This is a genomic window from Streptococcus sp. HMSC064D12 (assembly GCF_001837205.1).
GTDB lineage: Bacteria > Bacillota > Bacilli > Lactobacillales > Streptococcaceae > Streptococcus > Streptococcus salivarius_D.
The window spans coordinates 132181-147208 of the sequence record NZ_KV831739.1 but is presented as its reverse complement, the minus strand read 5'-3'; the positions used below and the strand labels follow the sequence as shown (position 1 = coordinate 147208).

Below are 15028 nucleotides of genomic sequence, written 5' to 3'. Positions count from 1 at the left end.
TTCTCACAGCCGATGGCCGTCAATGGCTTTCATATGTAACAGCAAGTGGTAAACGTCGTTATGTTGATATTGCAGCGGCCAAGGCAGAAGCTAAGCCAGAAACAAAACCAGTTGCGAAACCAGCGAATAACCCAAGTCTCTCAGAATCAGGCACTTATACTTTCACAGGTCGTGCGTCAATTAAGGCAGAAGCTAAGGTTTCAAGTCCAGAGTTGGCCTACTATGACAAGGGTATGAGTGTTAACTACGATAAGGTTCTCACAGCCGATGGCCGTCAATGGCTTTCATACGTGACAGCAAGTGGTAACCGTCGTTATGTTGATATTGCAGTAGCTAAGACAGAAGTAAGTCAACCAGCCGCAAAACCAAGTCTCCCAGAATCAGGTTGTTATACCTTCACAGGTCGTGCGTCAATCAAGGCAGAAGCTAAGGTTTCAAGTCCAGAGTTAGCCTACTATGACAAGGGCATGAGTGTTAACTATGACAAAGTTTTGACAGCCGATGGCCACACATGGCTTTCATATGTGGCAGCGAGTGGCAACCGTCGTTATGTTGATATTGCTTAATGAAGTAATGAATCAGGTTGGACAATGTGTCCAGCCTTTTTTGATAGCCTTTCTTTATCATGAGATTGAATTTTTCAATTTTTGTGACGTCTTTTGGAGTGCTATAATGGTTAATATAGAATCGAGGTTACTATGAAAATTGCATTGGTACAGATGGATGTTGCTCACGGAAAGCCTGTGGAAAATAAAAAGCACGTGAAAGAGATGTTGGAGAGGGCACTTAGCGAAAAGCCTGACGTCATTGTGCTACCTGAAATGTGGAATACTGGCTATGCTTTAGATGAACTGGATGGGCTTGCAGATAAGGAAGGTTTGGACTCTCAAGAAATCTTGTCTCATTTTGCTAGGAAACATGCTGTGGCTATTATCGGAGGGTCCGTTGCTATTGAGAAGGACGGCAAATTCTACAACACGACCTACGTCTACAATAAGTCTGGGGACCTAATCAATACCTATAGCAAGGTCCATCTCTTTGGTCTCATGGCAGAAGACCAGTATATGTCTGCTGGGTCTGCGGAGTCTGTTTTTGAGCTTGATGGTGTGACAGCTGCTAGTGTCATTTGTTATGATATACGTTTTCCTGAATGGGTGCGAACACAGATGGCACAAGGAGCCAAGGTACTTTTTGTGGTAGCGCAGTGGCCAGAACCTCGTGTGCAACAATGGGAGATTTTGTTAAAGGCGCGTGCGGTTGAAAATCAAGCTTTTGTAGTTGCGGTTAATCGTGTCGGAACAGGACCAGATGATGTCTTTTCAGGGCATTCTATGGTTATCGATCCACTTGGAAATGTGGTCTTGCAATCCAAGGAGCATGAGGAGGGCATTTTTACGGCCGATATTAATCTTGAAGAGGTAGATAAGGTTCGAGGTCAGATTCCTGTTTTTGAGGATCGTCGCACGGACTTGTATCATTAAGGAGCGTTTATGTTATTTGAAGAATCGGACTTATTGAAGGCATTGCCAGAACAGTTTTTTGCAGGTTTGGTTGCTAAGGTTAATGCCAAGGTGGCGGAAGGAGCAGATGTGATCAATCTTGGTCAGGGCAATCCCGACCAACCGACTTATGACCATATTGTTGAGGCGCTGTGCCTTTCAGCGAAAAATCCTGCTAGCCATAAGTATTCACAGTTTCGAGGCAATCGTCCTTTTAAGGAAGCAGCTGCTAGTTTTTACAAGAAACATTATGGGGTTGATTTGGATTCGGAGCGTGAGATTTGTGTCATGGGTGGAGCTAAAATTGGACTAGTGGAATTGCCCCTAGCTTTGATGAATCCTGGAGACCTCCTTCTCTTGCCTGACCCAGGATATCCTGATTATTTATCAGGAGTGAGTCTAGGACGTGTAGCCTATGAGACCTTTCCTTTGACGGCTGAAAATGATTTCTTGCCAGATTTGGATGCCATTCCTGAAGAGACAGCTCGTCGTGCTAAGTTTATCTATATCAATTATCCGAATAATCCTACGGGGGCTGTGGCGACTAAGGCCTTTTATGAAAAGTTGGTTGCTTGGGCTAAGACCTACGAAGTAGGAGTGGTGAGTGATTTGGCTTACGGAGCTTTGGGGTATCAGGGTTATGAGAATCCTAGCTTTTTATCAACGCCTGGTGCTAAAGATGTGGGGATTGAGTTCTATACTTTCTCGAAAACCTTCAATATGGCTGGTTGGCGTCTGGCCTTTGCGGCTGGGAATGACCAGATGATTGAAGCCTTAAATCTGATTCAAGACCATCTTTTTGTGGGAATCTTTCCTGCCTTGCAGGAGGCTGGGATTGCAGCTCTCTTAGACCCTAAATCTGAGGAGGCTGTTGCTCAACTGAATGCGACTTATGATAGCCGTCGAGATGCTTTTGTCCAGGCAGCTGCTAAGATTGGCTGGCAGGCCTTTCCATCCAGAGGTTCTTTCTATGCTTGGATGCCTGTGCCAGAGGGGTACACCAGTGAGAGTTTTGCGGATCTTTTACTTGAGAAGGTCCATGTTGCTGTGGCACCAGGTAAAGGATTTGGTCCTGCGGGTGATGCTTATGTTCGTATTGGGCTTTTGGTAGAGCCAGAGCGTCTGGTCGAAGCGGTCGATCGTATTGCCAACTTGCATTTATTTAATAACTAGATAGCATTCGTGAAAACAAGTAGTTGAAAAAGACTGCTTGTTTTTTTCATATTAATTTCAGTTTTTCCTTGACAAATGAATAAAAATACAATAAACTGGTTACATATTTATACAAAAGGAGTGCATAAATGAAAGTTTCAATTGTTGGTATCACTGGTTATAGTGGTTTAGAGTTAGTTAAAATTTTGAATAATCATAAAAAAGTGGAACTTGTTTCTATTCACGCAACCAAGGAAGTGGGCCGACGATTGTCTGATGTGTATCCCTATCTGACAGGTGTTTGTGACTTAGACATTGAAGCTTATGATGCGGAAAAGATTATGAAAAAGGCGGATTTGGTTTTCTTTGCCACACCTTCAGGAGTTGCTAGTTCGCTTGCGGAGGAATTTGTTCAAGCTGATTTTTCTGTTATTGATTTATCTGGGGATCATCGCTTACCGGCAAATGTTTATCAAGAATGGTATAAAAAATCACCTGCTAAGCAGAGTGTTTTGAATAAATTTACATACGCATTATCAGAATATACAGATGTGAAGGATAAGAAATTTATCGCCAATCCTGGATGCTATGCAACAGCGACGGAGCTGTCCCTGATTCCTTTGGTTGCTTCTGGTCTGATTGAGACGGATAGTGTCATTGTGGATGCCAAGTCTGGTTTAACTGGTGCGGGTAAGGCTTTGAGCGAGTCTAGTCATTTTGTCAATGTTCACGATAATTACGTGACTTATAAACTCAATCATCATCAGCATATTCCTGAAATTGTTCAAACCTTGCAGACCTTTAATCCGGAAATGCCTGAGATTCAGTTTTCAACGTCGCTTTTACCAGTTAATCGCGGAATCATGTCTACGGTTTATTGTAAGTTGAAGAAGGACGTGACTGTAGCTGATGTGGCTTCAGCATTCACAAAGGCTTATAGCGATAAACCCTTTGTACGTGTTCAAGACAGCTTGCCAGAACTACACAACGTTATCGGATCGAATTTTACAGATATTGGATTTGCCTATAATGAAAAAACCAATGTTCTGACAGTTATTTCAGTCATTGATAATCTGCTTAAAGGAGCAGCTGGACAGGCAGTGCAAAATCTCAACCTCATGCAGGGGTGGGATGAGACGGAAGGTTTGCTTATGACACCGTCATACTTGTAGATGTAAGCATAGAGTTAGGAGAAAAAAATATGAAAGTCATCGATGGAACAATTGCTAGTCCGCTGGGATTCTCAGCAGATGGGCTACATGCAGGATTTAAAAAGAGAAAAATGGATTTTGGTTGGATTGTCTCTGAAAAACCAGCCAGTGTGGCAGGAGTTTACACGACCAATAAGGTGATTGCAGCTCCTCTGATTGTGACCAAGACCTCCGTTAAAAAGGCTGGGAAAATGAAGGCTATCGTTGTTAACTCAGGTGTAGCCAATTCTTGCACAGGGACTCAAGGCTTGGAGGATGCTTACACCATGCAGGAGTGGACCGCTGAAAAGCTAGGTGTTGAACCAGAGTTGGTTGGTGTAGCATCTACAGGGATTATCGGTGAGTTGCTACCAATGGATACTTTGAAAAATGGTCTTTCCAAGATAGTAGTTAATGGGAATGCTGATGATTTTGCCAAGGCGATTTTGACGACTGATACAGCGACTAAGACCATTGCTGTGACGGAGACCTTTGGACGTGATGTGGTCACTATGGCTGGTGTCGCTAAGGGCTCAGGGATGATTCACCCTAATATGGCGACCATGCTTGGATTTGTTACTTGTGATGCTAATATTTCTAGTGACACCCTGCAATTGGCCTTGAGCCAAAATGTGGAAAAGACCTTTAATCAGATTACAGTTGACGGAGATACTTCAACCAATGATATGGTTCTTGTTATGTCAAATGGTTGCACGCTCAATGAAGAGATTCTGCCAGATACACCAGAATTCGATAAATTTTCGAAGATGCTGAATTTTGTGATGCAAGAGTTGGCTAAGAAAATTGCCAAGGACGGTGAAGGTGCTAATAAACTCATCCAAGTTGATGTGGTTAATGCCCCTAATGCCCTTGATGCACGTATGATGGCAAAATCAGTTGTCGGTTCAAGCCTAGTTAAAACGGCTATCTTTGGTGAAGATCCTAACTGGGGACGTATTTTAGCCGCTGTTGGCTACGCTGGTGTGGATGTTCCTGTGGATAATGTTGATATTATGCTTGGCGGTCTGCCAGTTATGTTGGCCTCTAGTCCTGTTTCCTTTGATGATGAAGAAATGAAAGACATCATGCATGATGATGAAGTTACTATAACGGTAGATCTTCATGCTGGTCATGAAAAAGGAACTGCATGGGGGTGTGATCTTTCCTACGATTATGTTAAGATTAATGCCCTCTACCATACTTAAGTTATCTATGATAAAGGAGTTAACTGATGACTACTGAATATATTGTAATCAAGATTGGTGGAGTAGCCAGTAAGCAGCTAACTCCTGAGATATTGGCTAAACTGTCCGAATGGCAGCAGGCTGGTCAAAAAATAGTTATCGTTCATGGGGGCGGTTTTGCCATTAATCAGCTGATGGAGGAGAATCATATTCCAATTCACAAGGTCAATGGTCTTCGTGTGACGGGTCAGTCAGATATGGCCTTGATCAAAGAAGCTTTGGTTGACATAGTTGGGAAAAACTTAGCGGATGAGCTTACAACTGCAGGTTTGCCAGCCTATCAGCTTGTAGATGAATTGTCAGACCTTGTTCATGCTGATTTCTTAGATCAAGAGACCTATGGTTTTGTGGGTGAGGTCAAAAACATCACTAATCAAACCCTAGTGAGCCTCCTATCTCAAGGCAAACTTCCCTTGATTCCGAGTCTAGGCTATAGTGAGCAGGGGGATTTTCTCAATATTAATGCCGATTACCTTGCCAGAGCAGTGGCGATTAGTCTAGGTGCTAAAAAACTTATCCTTCTGACAGATGTCAAGGGCGTTTTAGAAAATGGTCAGGTTTTGGAGCAGCTGAATTTTGTGGACGTTCAGAAAAAAATAGATTCAGGTGTGGTTACTGGAGGCATGATTCCTAAAATTCAAAGTGCTGTTCAGACAGTTCAGGCTGGTGTCGAGCAGGTCATTATTGGTGATAACCTGACAGACGGCACCATAATCAAGGAGTAAGAGATGACAAAATTATTTTCAAACTATAAGCGGGCAGCGATTGATTTTGCTTCGGCTCAGGGCAATTATTTGACGGATACAGATGGCAAGACCTACTTGGATTTTTCATCAGGTATTGGGGTAACCAATCTGGGTTACCATCCCCATGTCAATCAGGCTTTGACAGATCAGGTGGGCAAGATTTTGCACCAGCCTAATCTTTATCACAATCAGTTGCAAGAAGATGTTGCTAACCTTTTAATTGGTGACAAGGACTATCTGGCCTTTTTCTGTAACAGTGGTGCAGAGGCCAATGAGGCAGCCATCAAAATTGCCCGTAAGGCTTCGGGTAAACAAGAAATCATTACCTTCCAAAATTCCTTCCATGGTCGAACGTTTGGATCTATGTCTGCCACTGGTCAGGATAAAATCAAACAAGGTTTTGGTGAAGGTGTGCCCCACTTTAGCTATGCTATTTTCAATGACATAGACAGTGTCAAGTCCCTAGCCAATGAAGCAACTGCGGCTATTATGCTGGAGTTGCTTCAAGGGGAATCAGGTGTGCAACCTGCGGATCAGGACTTTGTTAAGGCTTTGTCTGATTTTTGTAAGGAGACAGGTATTTACCTCATTGTAGATGAGGTTCAGACAGGAATTGGTCGTACTGGTAAGCTTTATGCTTATGAGCACTACGATATTGAACCAGATATCTTTACTTTAGCCAAAGGTTTGGCCAATGGGGTGCCAGTTGGTGCCATGCTTGCCAAGTCCTCCCTTGGGGCAGCTTTTTCTTACGGAAGTCATGGCTCTACCTTTGGAGGAAATAAACTGGCCATGGCGGCGGCCAAGGCTACGCTTGAAGTTATGTTGGCTCCAGGTTTTCTGGATACTGCTCTTGAAAATGGAAACAAACTACAAGAACAATTGCAGGCGGCTTTATCTGATAAAGAGACAGTTACAACTGTGCGTGGTTTAGGTTATATGATTGGAATTGAGACCACTGGCAATCTGGGAGAACTAGTTCAGGCAGCTAGAGATAAAGGGTTGATTGTCTTAACTGCAGGGACAAATGTGATTCGTCTTTTGCCACCAATCACCCTAAGTGATACTGAAATCGAAAAGGGTGTGGCTATCCTATCAGAAATATTTGACTAGAACATAAAAATCACTTGATTCTTGAATCAAGTGATTTCTTTTACTCATTGTCAGTAGCAATCTCGCTGAGAAGTCCTTTAGCTGTTGTTGTTGGCAGAATACGGACACGATTAAGTGAGAGGAGACCATCCTTGGCACTAGCTAGCCCTTCGTTAGTTGTCAGTCCTAACTTGTATGTTTTCTTAGCTAGGTCCAGTGTCGTTTGATTGTAGCGACCTGATGGGTAGGCAATGGTATTGACCTTGGTATTGAGTTTGTTTTCAAGGAAGTCAATAGAATCCGTTAATTCAACTTTTTGTGTTGCCTTGTCAGTGGCTGATAAATCAGGGTGGTTAACCGTATGAGACTGGAAGCTCATGCCGTGCGCCATCATTTCTTTCATCTGCTTGACGGTAAGATTTCCAGCATTTCCTTTCTTAACAAAGCCAGTAATCACATTGTTGGTCGCCTTAGCCTTGTATTTTTTGAGAATCGGATAGGCAATCGTATAGAAGTCTTCGTTACCATCATCAAAGGTCAGCCAAACAACCTTTGATGATGGTAAGGCATTTTCGGTGAAGGCTTTATAGGCTTCTTCAGGTGTTAGGAAATAGTAACCTGCCTTAGCTAATGCCTTGATTTGTGCCTCGAAGAGGTCTGGGTCAACGATAAGGTTGGCGTTAGAAGCTTCAGATGGATCCATGACGTGCACAGCATGATACATCAGGATAGGGATTTGGACAGGCTCGTCATAGGTTTTCCATTTACTTATAGTCTTAGACTGACTGGTCTGAGTCTGTTGTTGATTGCTTTTCGACTGGTTTGGTCGGCTTAACATGAAAACTGCCAGTAAGCCAAGAAGAACTAGGTTTAGTAAAAGCAGAAGAAGGTTCAATTTTTTTCTATTGGTTTTAGTTGATTTTTTCTTTTGAGAAGTCATTGTATCCCCTTTCGGATAGGTCTAGCTATTATTCTAACAAAAATGGGCTGGAAATGCACAGGATTTTCAGTAAAAAAGAATACTTAGCTCCTTAAATGGCAACAATATTCTGTCAATTCCGATAGAAATATGGTACAATTAAAAAAATGTATGTTTTTAAGGAGAAATCGTAAATGTCTATTAAAATTGGATTGCTTGGCTTTGGTACAGTAGCTAGCGGTATTCCTTTCCTTTTGAAGGAAAATGGTGAAAAGGTTCTTGCAGCCTCACGTGACCAACTCGAAATTGCGAAGGTTTTGGTTAAAGATGACGAGGAAAAAAATCGTCTTATCGCTGCAGGTAACGACTACAATTTTGTCACAAATGTTGACGAAATCCTTAACGATGACGAGATTCAAATCGTTGTCGAATTGATGGGACGTATCGAGCCAGCTCGTACTTTCATCACAAAAGCGCTTGAAGCAGGTAAAAACGTAGTTTCTGCCAACAAAGACTTGATTGCTACTCACGGTAAAGAGTTGATTTCTCTTGCTCAAGATAAGGGTGTGGCTTTCTACTATGAAGCTGCCGTTGCTGGTGGTATTCCAATTTTGCGTACTTTGGCTAATTCTTTGACATCTGACAAGGTAACACGTATCCTTGGTGTGCTCAACGGAACATCTAACTTCATGATGACTAAGATGGTGGACGAAGGTTGGTCATATGAGGATGCTCTTAAGACTGCCCAAGAACTTGGTTATGCTGAAAGTGATCCAACCAACGACGTTGAAGGTATTGACGCTGCTTATAAAGCTGTTATCCTTAGCCAATTTGGTTTTGGTGCCACAATTGATTTTGACGATGTGACTCACAAGGGGATTACAAACATCTCTACTGATGATGTAGCTGTCGCTCAAGAATTGGGCTATGTTATCAAATTGGTTGGTGATGTGCGTGAAGTAGAATCAGGTATCTCAGCAGAAGTATCGCCAACATTCTTGCCAAAAAATCACCCACTTGCTAGCGTCAACGATGTTATGAATGCAGTCTTTGTTGAATCTATCGGTATCGGCGAATCAATGTACTACGGACCAGGTGCTGGTCAAAAACCAACAGCAACATCTGTTTTGGCAGACATTATCCGTATTGCTCGTCGTCTTTCAGATGGCAATGTTGGGAAACCATTCAACGAGTTCCGTCGTGACTTGCCATTGGCTAATCCAGCAGACGTCAAGAGTAACTATTACTTTGCCCTTGATACGCCAGACGAAAAAGGTAAAATCCTTCACTTGTCTGAAATCTTCAACTCAGAAGATATTTCATTTGAACAAGTCTTGCAACAAAAAGCAAATGGTACAACAGCTCGTATCGTTGTGATTACACATGCTATGTCTAAGACACAGCTCAAAGCTGTTACTGAAAAACTTGAAGCAGCAGAAGACTTCACTGTTGTCAACACATTGAAAGTTTTGTCTAACTAATCGATAAGCCCATACTGGTGCATATAAGAAAGGTATTCAAGGAGAAAAGTCTCTAATGGCTTTCCTCCTTTTGGTGTATTATTATGAAAATTACTGTCCCAGCAACATCTGCCAATATTGGTCCAGGTTTTGACTCTGTGGGTGTTGCCGTTTCTAAATATTTGACAATCGAGGTGCTTGAACCAGCAGATGCATGGTATATCGAACACGATTTGGGAGATATTCCTTCAGATGAAAATAACCTCCTCATTTCAACAGCCTTGCAAGTGAAGTCTGATTTGCAGCCTCATAAATTGGTGATGACATCAGATATTCCCTTGGCGCGTGGTCTAGGTTCTTCAAGTTCTGTTATTGTCGCAGGAATCGAGTTGGCTAATCAATTGGCAGACTTGCAGCTATCAGACGATGATAAACTTGATATTGCGACCAAGATTGAAGGGCACCCAGACAATGTTGCCCCAGCTATTTTTGGGAATCTTGTTGTGGCATCTTATGTGGACGAACATGTTAATAGCGTTGTTACAGATTTTCCAGAGTGTGCTTTTGTAGCTTTCATTCCGAGCTATGAACTTAAGACGTCTGATTCACGTGGGGTGCTTCCAAGTGACTTGTCTTACAAAGAAGCTGTAGCTGCATCATCTATTGCCAACGTTGCCATTGCTGCCCTCTTTGCAGGTGATTTGGTTAAGGCAGGACGTGCTATCCAAGGAGACATGTTCCACGAACGCTACCGTCAAAAATTGGTTAAAGAATTTGCGACTATTAAGGAATTGTCAGGTCAATACGGTGCTTATGCGACCTATCTCTCAGGCGCTGGCCCAACAGTTATGACCTTGACGCCAAAGAATCAGGCTGAGGCACTTAAAACTGCAATAGATGGTCTTGGTTTAGATGGTGAAACCTTCATCCTATCTGTGGATAAAGCAGGTGTTGTCGTTGACTAGAAAAAATCAAGGGCTACTCTTTGGTTTAGCAACCTATATTCAATGGGGATTTTTATCTCTTTTTTGGAAGCTTTTAGCAGGTGTTTCGGCTTACAACACCTTCTCATGGCGAATTGTTTTTACTGTAGTGACTATGTTGGTCTATGCCCTAGTTGCTAAGCAAAATGCACGTTTTAAAGATGAATTAATCGAACTTTGGCGAGATAAGAAAGTCTTACTTCGGATGCTACTTGCTAGTTTTCTCATAGCAGCTAACTGGTTGATTTATATCTATGCTGTGGGTCATGGTCAAGCGACGCAGGCTAGCTTGGGCTATTACATTATGCCTATTGTTTCTATCCTATTTGCCCTCATTTTTCTTCGTGAATCATTGAGTAGGACCATGTGGGCAGCAGTGGTATTGGCCTTTATAGGAGTACTGGTTCTTGTTGTCAATACAGGAAAACTTCCCATGGTTTCTTTGGGATTGTCCCTGACCTTTGGTTTCTATGGTTTAATCAAAAAAGGGGTTAAGCTCTCCAGTGACGTAGCCATGTTAGTAGAAAGTGGATTGCTACTACCTTTTGTAGCTATCTATCTCATATTCTTTTCTCCAGAATCATTTTCTTCCTATTCGAGCTTGGAGATGTTTCTCCTAGCCATCTCAGGTGTAGTGACGGCTGTTCCTTTGCTTTGCTTCTCAGAAGCAGTCAAAAGGGCACCGCTTAACCTTATCGGTTTCATCCAGTATCTTAATCCTACCATTCAACTTCTCGTAGCCATTCTCATTTTTGGTGAGACAGTCAGCATTGGAGAATTGAAAGGTTTTCTCTTTATCTGGATAGCCATCCTAGTCTTTGTAACTGGCCAAATAGTAACATTTCGTAGAAGTTCCTGATAGCTATCGGGAACTTTTTATAATGCCGTCCTAAAAATTAATCAAGCTTATCTGACAATTTTAGAATTTTAAGATATAATAGTGATATTAGATTAAAATAATGGAGTATTTTATGCGAAAAACGAAAAAGCTAGTGAGCTATCTGATTCTGCTTGCTATTCCAGTTGCTATTGCTGTAGCCCTGTTTGTTTTTAACGGTTCGGGTTATCGCTTGTCAGAACAAGATGCGGCAGACATCGCCTACAAAAATGCTGGTGTCCAAACTTCTGAGATTTCTCAATCAGCAATCTCAAAATTACGTATTGGATTACATGGAAGCTATAGTGTTAGTTTTACAACACCCGACAATCATTTTGAATACACTATTGATGGTCAGTCAGGATCTATTTTGAAACATAAGAGTGACCATCCAACATCTAAGGATGAGGATGATACTAAAAAAGGTGAAGAGCCTAAAGATGAGAGTCAGTCTAGCGAAAGCAAGGATGAGCCACCAGTATCTAAAGAAGCTGCTCAAACAACAGCCCTCAATCATGCGGGATTGGCTGAAGGTTCTGTAACGAACTTGACGGTAGATTTGAAGACTGAAGGAAGCGGGAAAGTCTACAATATTAGCTTTGATTATGCAGTGAGTCATTTGCGTTATAAATACACAGTAAATGCTGATTCGGGAGCTATCGTAGCCTATACAACTGAGTATCTCACAGGGGTTGCGACTCCTGCTCAGTAGGTCGCAGATAGAGTGAAAGCTCTCCTTATCATTGAGGAAAATCCTTGCAATTTCTCTGAAATGGTGTAAACTTAAAGTGAAAACGGTAACAGTAGCTGTAAAGGTTGCCGTAGAATCAAGGAGGCTTTGACCATGAAAGAATTCCAAGCATTTAAAGACACGCTTAGCAATAAGGCTCTCAAAGCCATTTACGAAGAAAGTAAATTGGAAGTCCAAGACGAAACAACTGAAGGTACAGAAGCTTTCTCACTAGCCTTGGCAACCCAAATGGCTATCAATCTACTTGAAAGCTATGAAAAATGGCTAAAAGAAGAAAGAGCTAAGGAAGAAAAATAAGATACAATCCTTGTCGGAAGACAGGGATTTTTCTTATGAGAATAAGAAGTGATGCATTGTATTTATGTTTCAAGGTGGAATCTGTAGTCTGACTTATTGTGATAACATCTTCCCCATAATTTCGTTTGTCTTGAGATTAAAAATGTGATAGAATAAGACCAATCAGAGGTGCTTTGAAGCCCATTTGTCACAGGAAGTGGTGGTACTGAGAAATCCGCACAAATGTCAAAGCTGGTTGCTGATGGTCAAATTGAATCAAGAAAGCTGTGAGTGGTTGCCACTCAAAACTGGGTGGTACCGCGGATACACATTCGTCCCTGTCATAGTTATGGCAGGGATTTTCTATATCTTTTAAAGAACCAAGACCGAAGGTTGCAGGTGAATTTAGAGATATTGATGTAGACGGAGCGAAAGCGAGGTCTACGTTCCTACCAAAGGAGGGTGACATGAAGCAATCTTTTGAGACCAGTAAATTGTATTATGGTTTTCCCATTTTTATCTTGGGTTACCAGGATCAGACACATGGTTATAATGTGACGACATGCAGTTCTTCCTATAGTCTAGGAGATTGGCTAGTCATCGGGGTTGGTAGCGAGGAAAATGCGGCAGACCAGATTAAACATTATCAGAAATTTACGGTTAATATCCCTGATGAAAACCTAATGCTAGAGATGGAACAGGCTGGTTTTATTAGTCATCGTGAAAAGATTGCTAAACTTGGCCTAGATTTCCAACCTTCTAAACTGACACAAGCACCTATCTTGGATGCTTGTCCAGTCGTTCTGGATTGTAAGGTCGACAGAATTATTGATGAAGATGGTATCTGTCATATCTTTGCTAAGATTCTAGACCGTCTGGCTGAATCTGATTTGTTAGATGATAGGGGACATTTTAAAAATGACCGTTTTGCACCGGCTTACTTTATGGGAGATGGACATAAGCGTGTCTATCGCTATCTAGATGACCGAATCGACCCCATGGGAAGCTTCATCAAGAAAGCGAGGAAGAAGAATGACAAGAGCTGAATTACCAGAACAAATCGAAACAGAACGTCTTCTTTTACGAGTCCGAACAGTGGCGGATGCCGAAGATATCTTTGATTTTGCCAGTCGTCCAGAAGTCTCTTACCCAGCAGGATTTCCACCCGTCAAGACCTTGGAAGATGAGATCTATTACCTAAAGCATATCCTTCCCGATCGCAATGAAAAGGACAATCTTCCAGCTGGTTACGGCATTATAGTCAAAGGGACTGATAAAGTGATCGGTTCTGTTGATTTCAACCATAGACACGAAGATGATGTGCTGGAAATTGGCTATACCTTGCACCCAGACTATTGGGGCCGAAGCTATGTGCCAGAAGCGGCGCGTGCTTTGATTGACCTAGGATTTAAGGATTTGGGTCTTCACAAGATTGAGCTGACATGTTTTGGCTACAATGTCCAAAGTCAACGCGTCGCTGAGAAGCTTGGTTTTACCCTCGAAGCTTGCATAAGGGACCGCAAAGATGCCCAAGGAAATCGCTGTGATGATTTGAGATACGGCTTGCTAAAGAGTGAGTGGGAAGTAATGATAGATGGCTAAAAAGAAAAATCGACAAAAAGAATTTAAGCGTAAGCAAAAATTGATGATAAAAGTTGTTTCTGAAGAAGAAATTGCATTGACAGAATCACTTGGGTATCAACCTGTCTTTGTAGAACGTCGGAAAATTCAAAATTTTGATGAACAAAACATAGCAATGATGCAATATTTTTATGAATATGGGGTTTATCCGGATGTTCAGGAAATCAATTCCAAATTGGGAACCGGGACTTTTGATTGGAATCAAGATCATGCTTTATTCAGAGAAGCTATGTATACTCCAAATAAACAAAAGAGAAATAAACTGTTAAAACAAGTTTTAAAGCTTAACCCCGATTATTTTGCTGCCGAGTATCATCTTTTTCTTTCGACTGTTCAAGACATTGACTTACCAACTTTTAAAAGAGTATTGGAATTTGAAACTCTGGTTTTAGAAAAATGGAAAATCAATGGGTATGACAATTGGAACTCCTTTGAAGCACGCCCGATCCTAACTGCTCTTATGTTTCTGATTGAATATTATATGGCGGAAAGATTTTATTATAAGGCTTTGGAAATGGTTAACTTATACTTAAGTAAACAACCAGAGCGATTCCCTCCTAACTTTGTTTTCTGTATGCTCTCTCTATATCATATCACTGGCCAAGAATCTAAAGTTGAACGGTTCTATCAGGAAGAACTGAATCAAGGAATACGTAGTGATACTGTGTTGATACATGCTATTATTTCTGCTTTCTCTAGAGGAAAGGTTGAAGAGGCAAGTAAATTATTTGCAAAACTTGTGGAAATCAACGATGATGCTGTTGACTATTTTATAGATGAAGATTGGCCCTTTAAGATTCCTGAAATAGAAGAACTGGAATGTTATTACCCAAATTCAGTCGAATCGCTACAAGCTAGCCTGTATCCTATGTCTGATTATTTACAGGAAAATATTATTTTGACAGATTTTTTGACAAATGAAGCAGAGAAATTTTGCTCTAAATCAAGAATCACTAGCCCTCCTGATTTAGCGAAAAACTTATCTACGGTAACTAACTGGTTCTCGTTTATGCGAGAAGAGAAAATGAAGGGAATTCGGATGGATATTGTCCGCACCTTTGTTGAAAATGGAATTCAAACGTCTGCTGACTTTAAAAATTGGACAGAAAAAGAAGTCCTCGCTTTGAAGGGAATTGGTCCTGTTACCGTTCAGAAGCTAAAGGAAAATGGGATAAGGTTTAAAAAAGATAATTAATTA

General features: G+C 41.5%; 16 protein-coding genes. 15 read left to right on the top strand and 1 reads right to left on the bottom strand.

From position 1 onward, the window contains the following. The 7 genes from HMPREF2697_RS05490 to HMPREF2697_RS05460 all read left to right on the top strand — a co-directional run. On the top strand, nt 1-566 hold a 566-nt coding region (locus tag HMPREF2697_RS05490; RefSeq protein WP_180364358.1), incomplete at its 5' end, for an SH3 domain-containing protein. A 132-nt stretch (nt 567-698) separates the two neighbouring features. After that, nucleotides 699-1481, top strand: a complete 783-nt coding sequence (locus tag HMPREF2697_RS05485; protein ID WP_070849912.1) for a carbon-nitrogen family hydrolase — start codon at nt 699-701, stop codon at nt 1479-1481. A gap of 9 nt (nt 1482-1490) precedes the next feature. Next, nucleotides 1491-2672 carry a pyridoxal phosphate-dependent aminotransferase gene (locus tag HMPREF2697_RS05480; protein WP_070849910.1) on the top strand — a complete coding sequence of 394 codons (1182 nt, stop codon included), beginning with the start codon at nt 1491-1493 and terminating at the stop codon, nt 2670-2672. A gap of 128 nt (nt 2673-2800) precedes the next feature. After that, on the top strand, nt 2801-3823 hold the full coding sequence (gene argC, locus HMPREF2697_RS05475; RefSeq protein WP_070849908.1) for an N-acetyl-gamma-glutamyl-phosphate reductase: 1023 nt from the start codon (nt 2801-2803) through the stop codon (nt 3821-3823). A gap of 29 nt (nt 3824-3852) precedes the next feature. Next, entirely contained in the window at nt 3853-5046 is a 1194-nt protein-coding gene (gene argJ / locus HMPREF2697_RS05470; protein ID WP_070849906.1) for a bifunctional ornithine acetyltransferase/N-acetylglutamate synthase, read from the top strand. 26 nt (nt 5047-5072) lie between these two features. Next, nucleotides 5073-5810 carry an acetylglutamate kinase gene (gene argB, locus HMPREF2697_RS05465; RefSeq protein WP_070849902.1) on the top strand — a complete coding sequence of 246 codons (738 nt, stop codon included), beginning with the start codon at nt 5073-5075 and terminating at the stop codon, nt 5808-5810. A 3-nt stretch (nt 5811-5813) separates the two neighbouring features. Then, a complete protein-coding gene (locus HMPREF2697_RS05460) occupies nt 5814-6944 on the top strand; it encodes an acetylornithine transaminase (RefSeq protein ID WP_070849900.1) in 1131 nt (376 codons plus the stop codon). 40 nt (nt 6945-6984) lie between these two features. Here the strand turns inward: HMPREF2697_RS05460 and HMPREF2697_RS05455 are convergent, their stop codons facing one another. Beyond that, nucleotides 6985-7863, bottom strand: coding sequence for a polysaccharide deacetylase family protein (locus tag HMPREF2697_RS05455; RefSeq protein WP_070849898.1), 879 nt, complete (start codon nt 7861-7863; stop codon nt 6985-6987). 173 nt (nt 7864-8036) lie between these two features. Here HMPREF2697_RS05455 and HMPREF2697_RS05450 point away from each other — a divergent pair, with 173 nt between their 5' ends. The 8 genes from HMPREF2697_RS05450 to HMPREF2697_RS05415 all read left to right on the top strand — a co-directional run bounded on the left by HMPREF2697_RS05450 (nt 8037) and on the right by HMPREF2697_RS05415 (nt 15025). Then, the gene (locus HMPREF2697_RS05450; RefSeq protein ID WP_002885943.1) at nt 8037-9323 is read left to right on the top strand and encodes a homoserine dehydrogenase; all 1287 of its coding nucleotides are present in this window, start codon (nt 8037-8039) and stop codon (nt 9321-9323) included. An 83-nt stretch (nt 9324-9406) separates the two neighbouring features. Continuing rightward, the gene (thrB, locus tag HMPREF2697_RS05445) at nt 9407-10267 is read left to right on the top strand and encodes a homoserine kinase (protein WP_013990176.1); all 861 of its coding nucleotides are present in this window, start codon (nt 9407-9409) and stop codon (nt 10265-10267) included. After that, on the top strand, nt 10260-11144 hold the full coding sequence (gene rarD, locus HMPREF2697_RS05440; protein ID WP_045772186.1) for an EamA family transporter RarD: 885 nt from the start codon (nt 10260-10262) through the stop codon (nt 11142-11144). Before thrB ends, rarD begins: the two co-directional genes overlap by 8 nt. Before the next feature lie 112 nt (nt 11145-11256). Further along, nucleotides 11257-11874 (top strand): PepSY domain-containing protein, encoded by a 618-nt coding sequence (locus HMPREF2697_RS05435; protein WP_070849895.1) that lies wholly within the window; start codon nt 11257-11259, stop codon nt 11872-11874. A gap of 132 nt (nt 11875-12006) precedes the next feature. Beyond that, nucleotides 12007-12210 (top strand): hypothetical protein, encoded by a 204-nt coding sequence (locus HMPREF2697_RS05430; protein WP_002886082.1) that lies wholly within the window; start codon nt 12007-12009, stop codon nt 12208-12210. A 446-nt stretch (nt 12211-12656) separates the two neighbouring features. Then, the gene (locus tag HMPREF2697_RS05425) at nt 12657-13235 is read left to right on the top strand and encodes a flavin reductase family protein (RefSeq protein ID WP_070849893.1); all 579 of its coding nucleotides are present in this window, start codon (nt 12657-12659) and stop codon (nt 13233-13235) included. Next, a complete protein-coding gene (locus tag HMPREF2697_RS05420; RefSeq protein WP_070849891.1) occupies nt 13222-13791 on the top strand; it encodes a GNAT family N-acetyltransferase in 570 nt (189 codons plus the stop codon). Before HMPREF2697_RS05425 ends, HMPREF2697_RS05420 begins: the two co-directional genes overlap by 14 nt. Further along, nucleotides 13784-15025 (top strand): helix-hairpin-helix domain-containing protein, encoded by a 1242-nt coding sequence (locus tag HMPREF2697_RS05415; protein WP_070849889.1) that lies wholly within the window; start codon nt 13784-13786, stop codon nt 15023-15025. Before HMPREF2697_RS05420 ends, HMPREF2697_RS05415 begins: the two co-directional genes overlap by 8 nt. The last annotated feature ends 3 nt before the right edge of the window (nt 15026-15028 follow it).

Bases quoted from the DNA above. Each gene is read 5' to 3' on its own strand.
- HMPREF2697_RS05485 (WP_070849912.1), top strand. From the start codon at position 699: ATGAAAATTGCATTGGTACAGATGGATGTTGCTCACGGAAAGCCTGTG.
- HMPREF2697_RS05480 (WP_070849910.1), top strand. From the start codon at position 1,491: ATGTTATTTGAAGAATCGGACTTATTGAAGGCATTGCCAGAACAGTTT.
- argC (WP_070849908.1), top strand. From the start codon at position 2,801: ATGAAAGTTTCAATTGTTGGTATCACTGGTTATAGTGGTTTAGAGTTA.
- argJ (WP_070849906.1), top strand. From the start codon at position 3,853: ATGAAAGTCATCGATGGAACAATTGCTAGTCCGCTGGGATTCTCAGCA.
- argB (WP_070849902.1), top strand. From the start codon at position 5,073: ATGACTACTGAATATATTGTAATCAAGATTGGTGGAGTAGCCAGTAAG.
- HMPREF2697_RS05460 (WP_070849900.1), top strand. From the start codon at position 5,814: ATGACAAAATTATTTTCAAACTATAAGCGGGCAGCGATTGATTTTGCT.
- HMPREF2697_RS05455 (WP_070849898.1), bottom strand. From the start codon at position 7,863: ATGACTTCTCAAAAGAAAAAATCAACTAAAACCAATAGAAAAAAATTG.
- HMPREF2697_RS05450 (WP_002885943.1), top strand. From the start codon at position 8,037: ATGTCTATTAAAATTGGATTGCTTGGCTTTGGTACAGTAGCTAGCGGT.
- thrB (WP_013990176.1), top strand. From the start codon at position 9,407: ATGAAAATTACTGTCCCAGCAACATCTGCCAATATTGGTCCAGGTTTT.
- HMPREF2697_RS05435 (WP_070849895.1), top strand. From the start codon at position 11,257: ATGCGAAAAACGAAAAAGCTAGTGAGCTATCTGATTCTGCTTGCTATT.
- HMPREF2697_RS05430 (WP_002886082.1), top strand. From the start codon at position 12,007: ATGAAAGAATTCCAAGCATTTAAAGACACGCTTAGCAATAAGGCTCTC.
- HMPREF2697_RS05425 (WP_070849893.1), top strand. From the start codon at position 12,657: ATGAAGCAATCTTTTGAGACCAGTAAATTGTATTATGGTTTTCCCATT.
- HMPREF2697_RS05420 (WP_070849891.1), top strand. From the start codon at position 13,222: ATGACAAGAGCTGAATTACCAGAACAAATCGAAACAGAACGTCTTCTT.
- HMPREF2697_RS05415 (WP_070849889.1), top strand. From the start codon at position 13,784: ATGGCTAAAAAGAAAAATCGACAAAAAGAATTTAAGCGTAAGCAAAAA.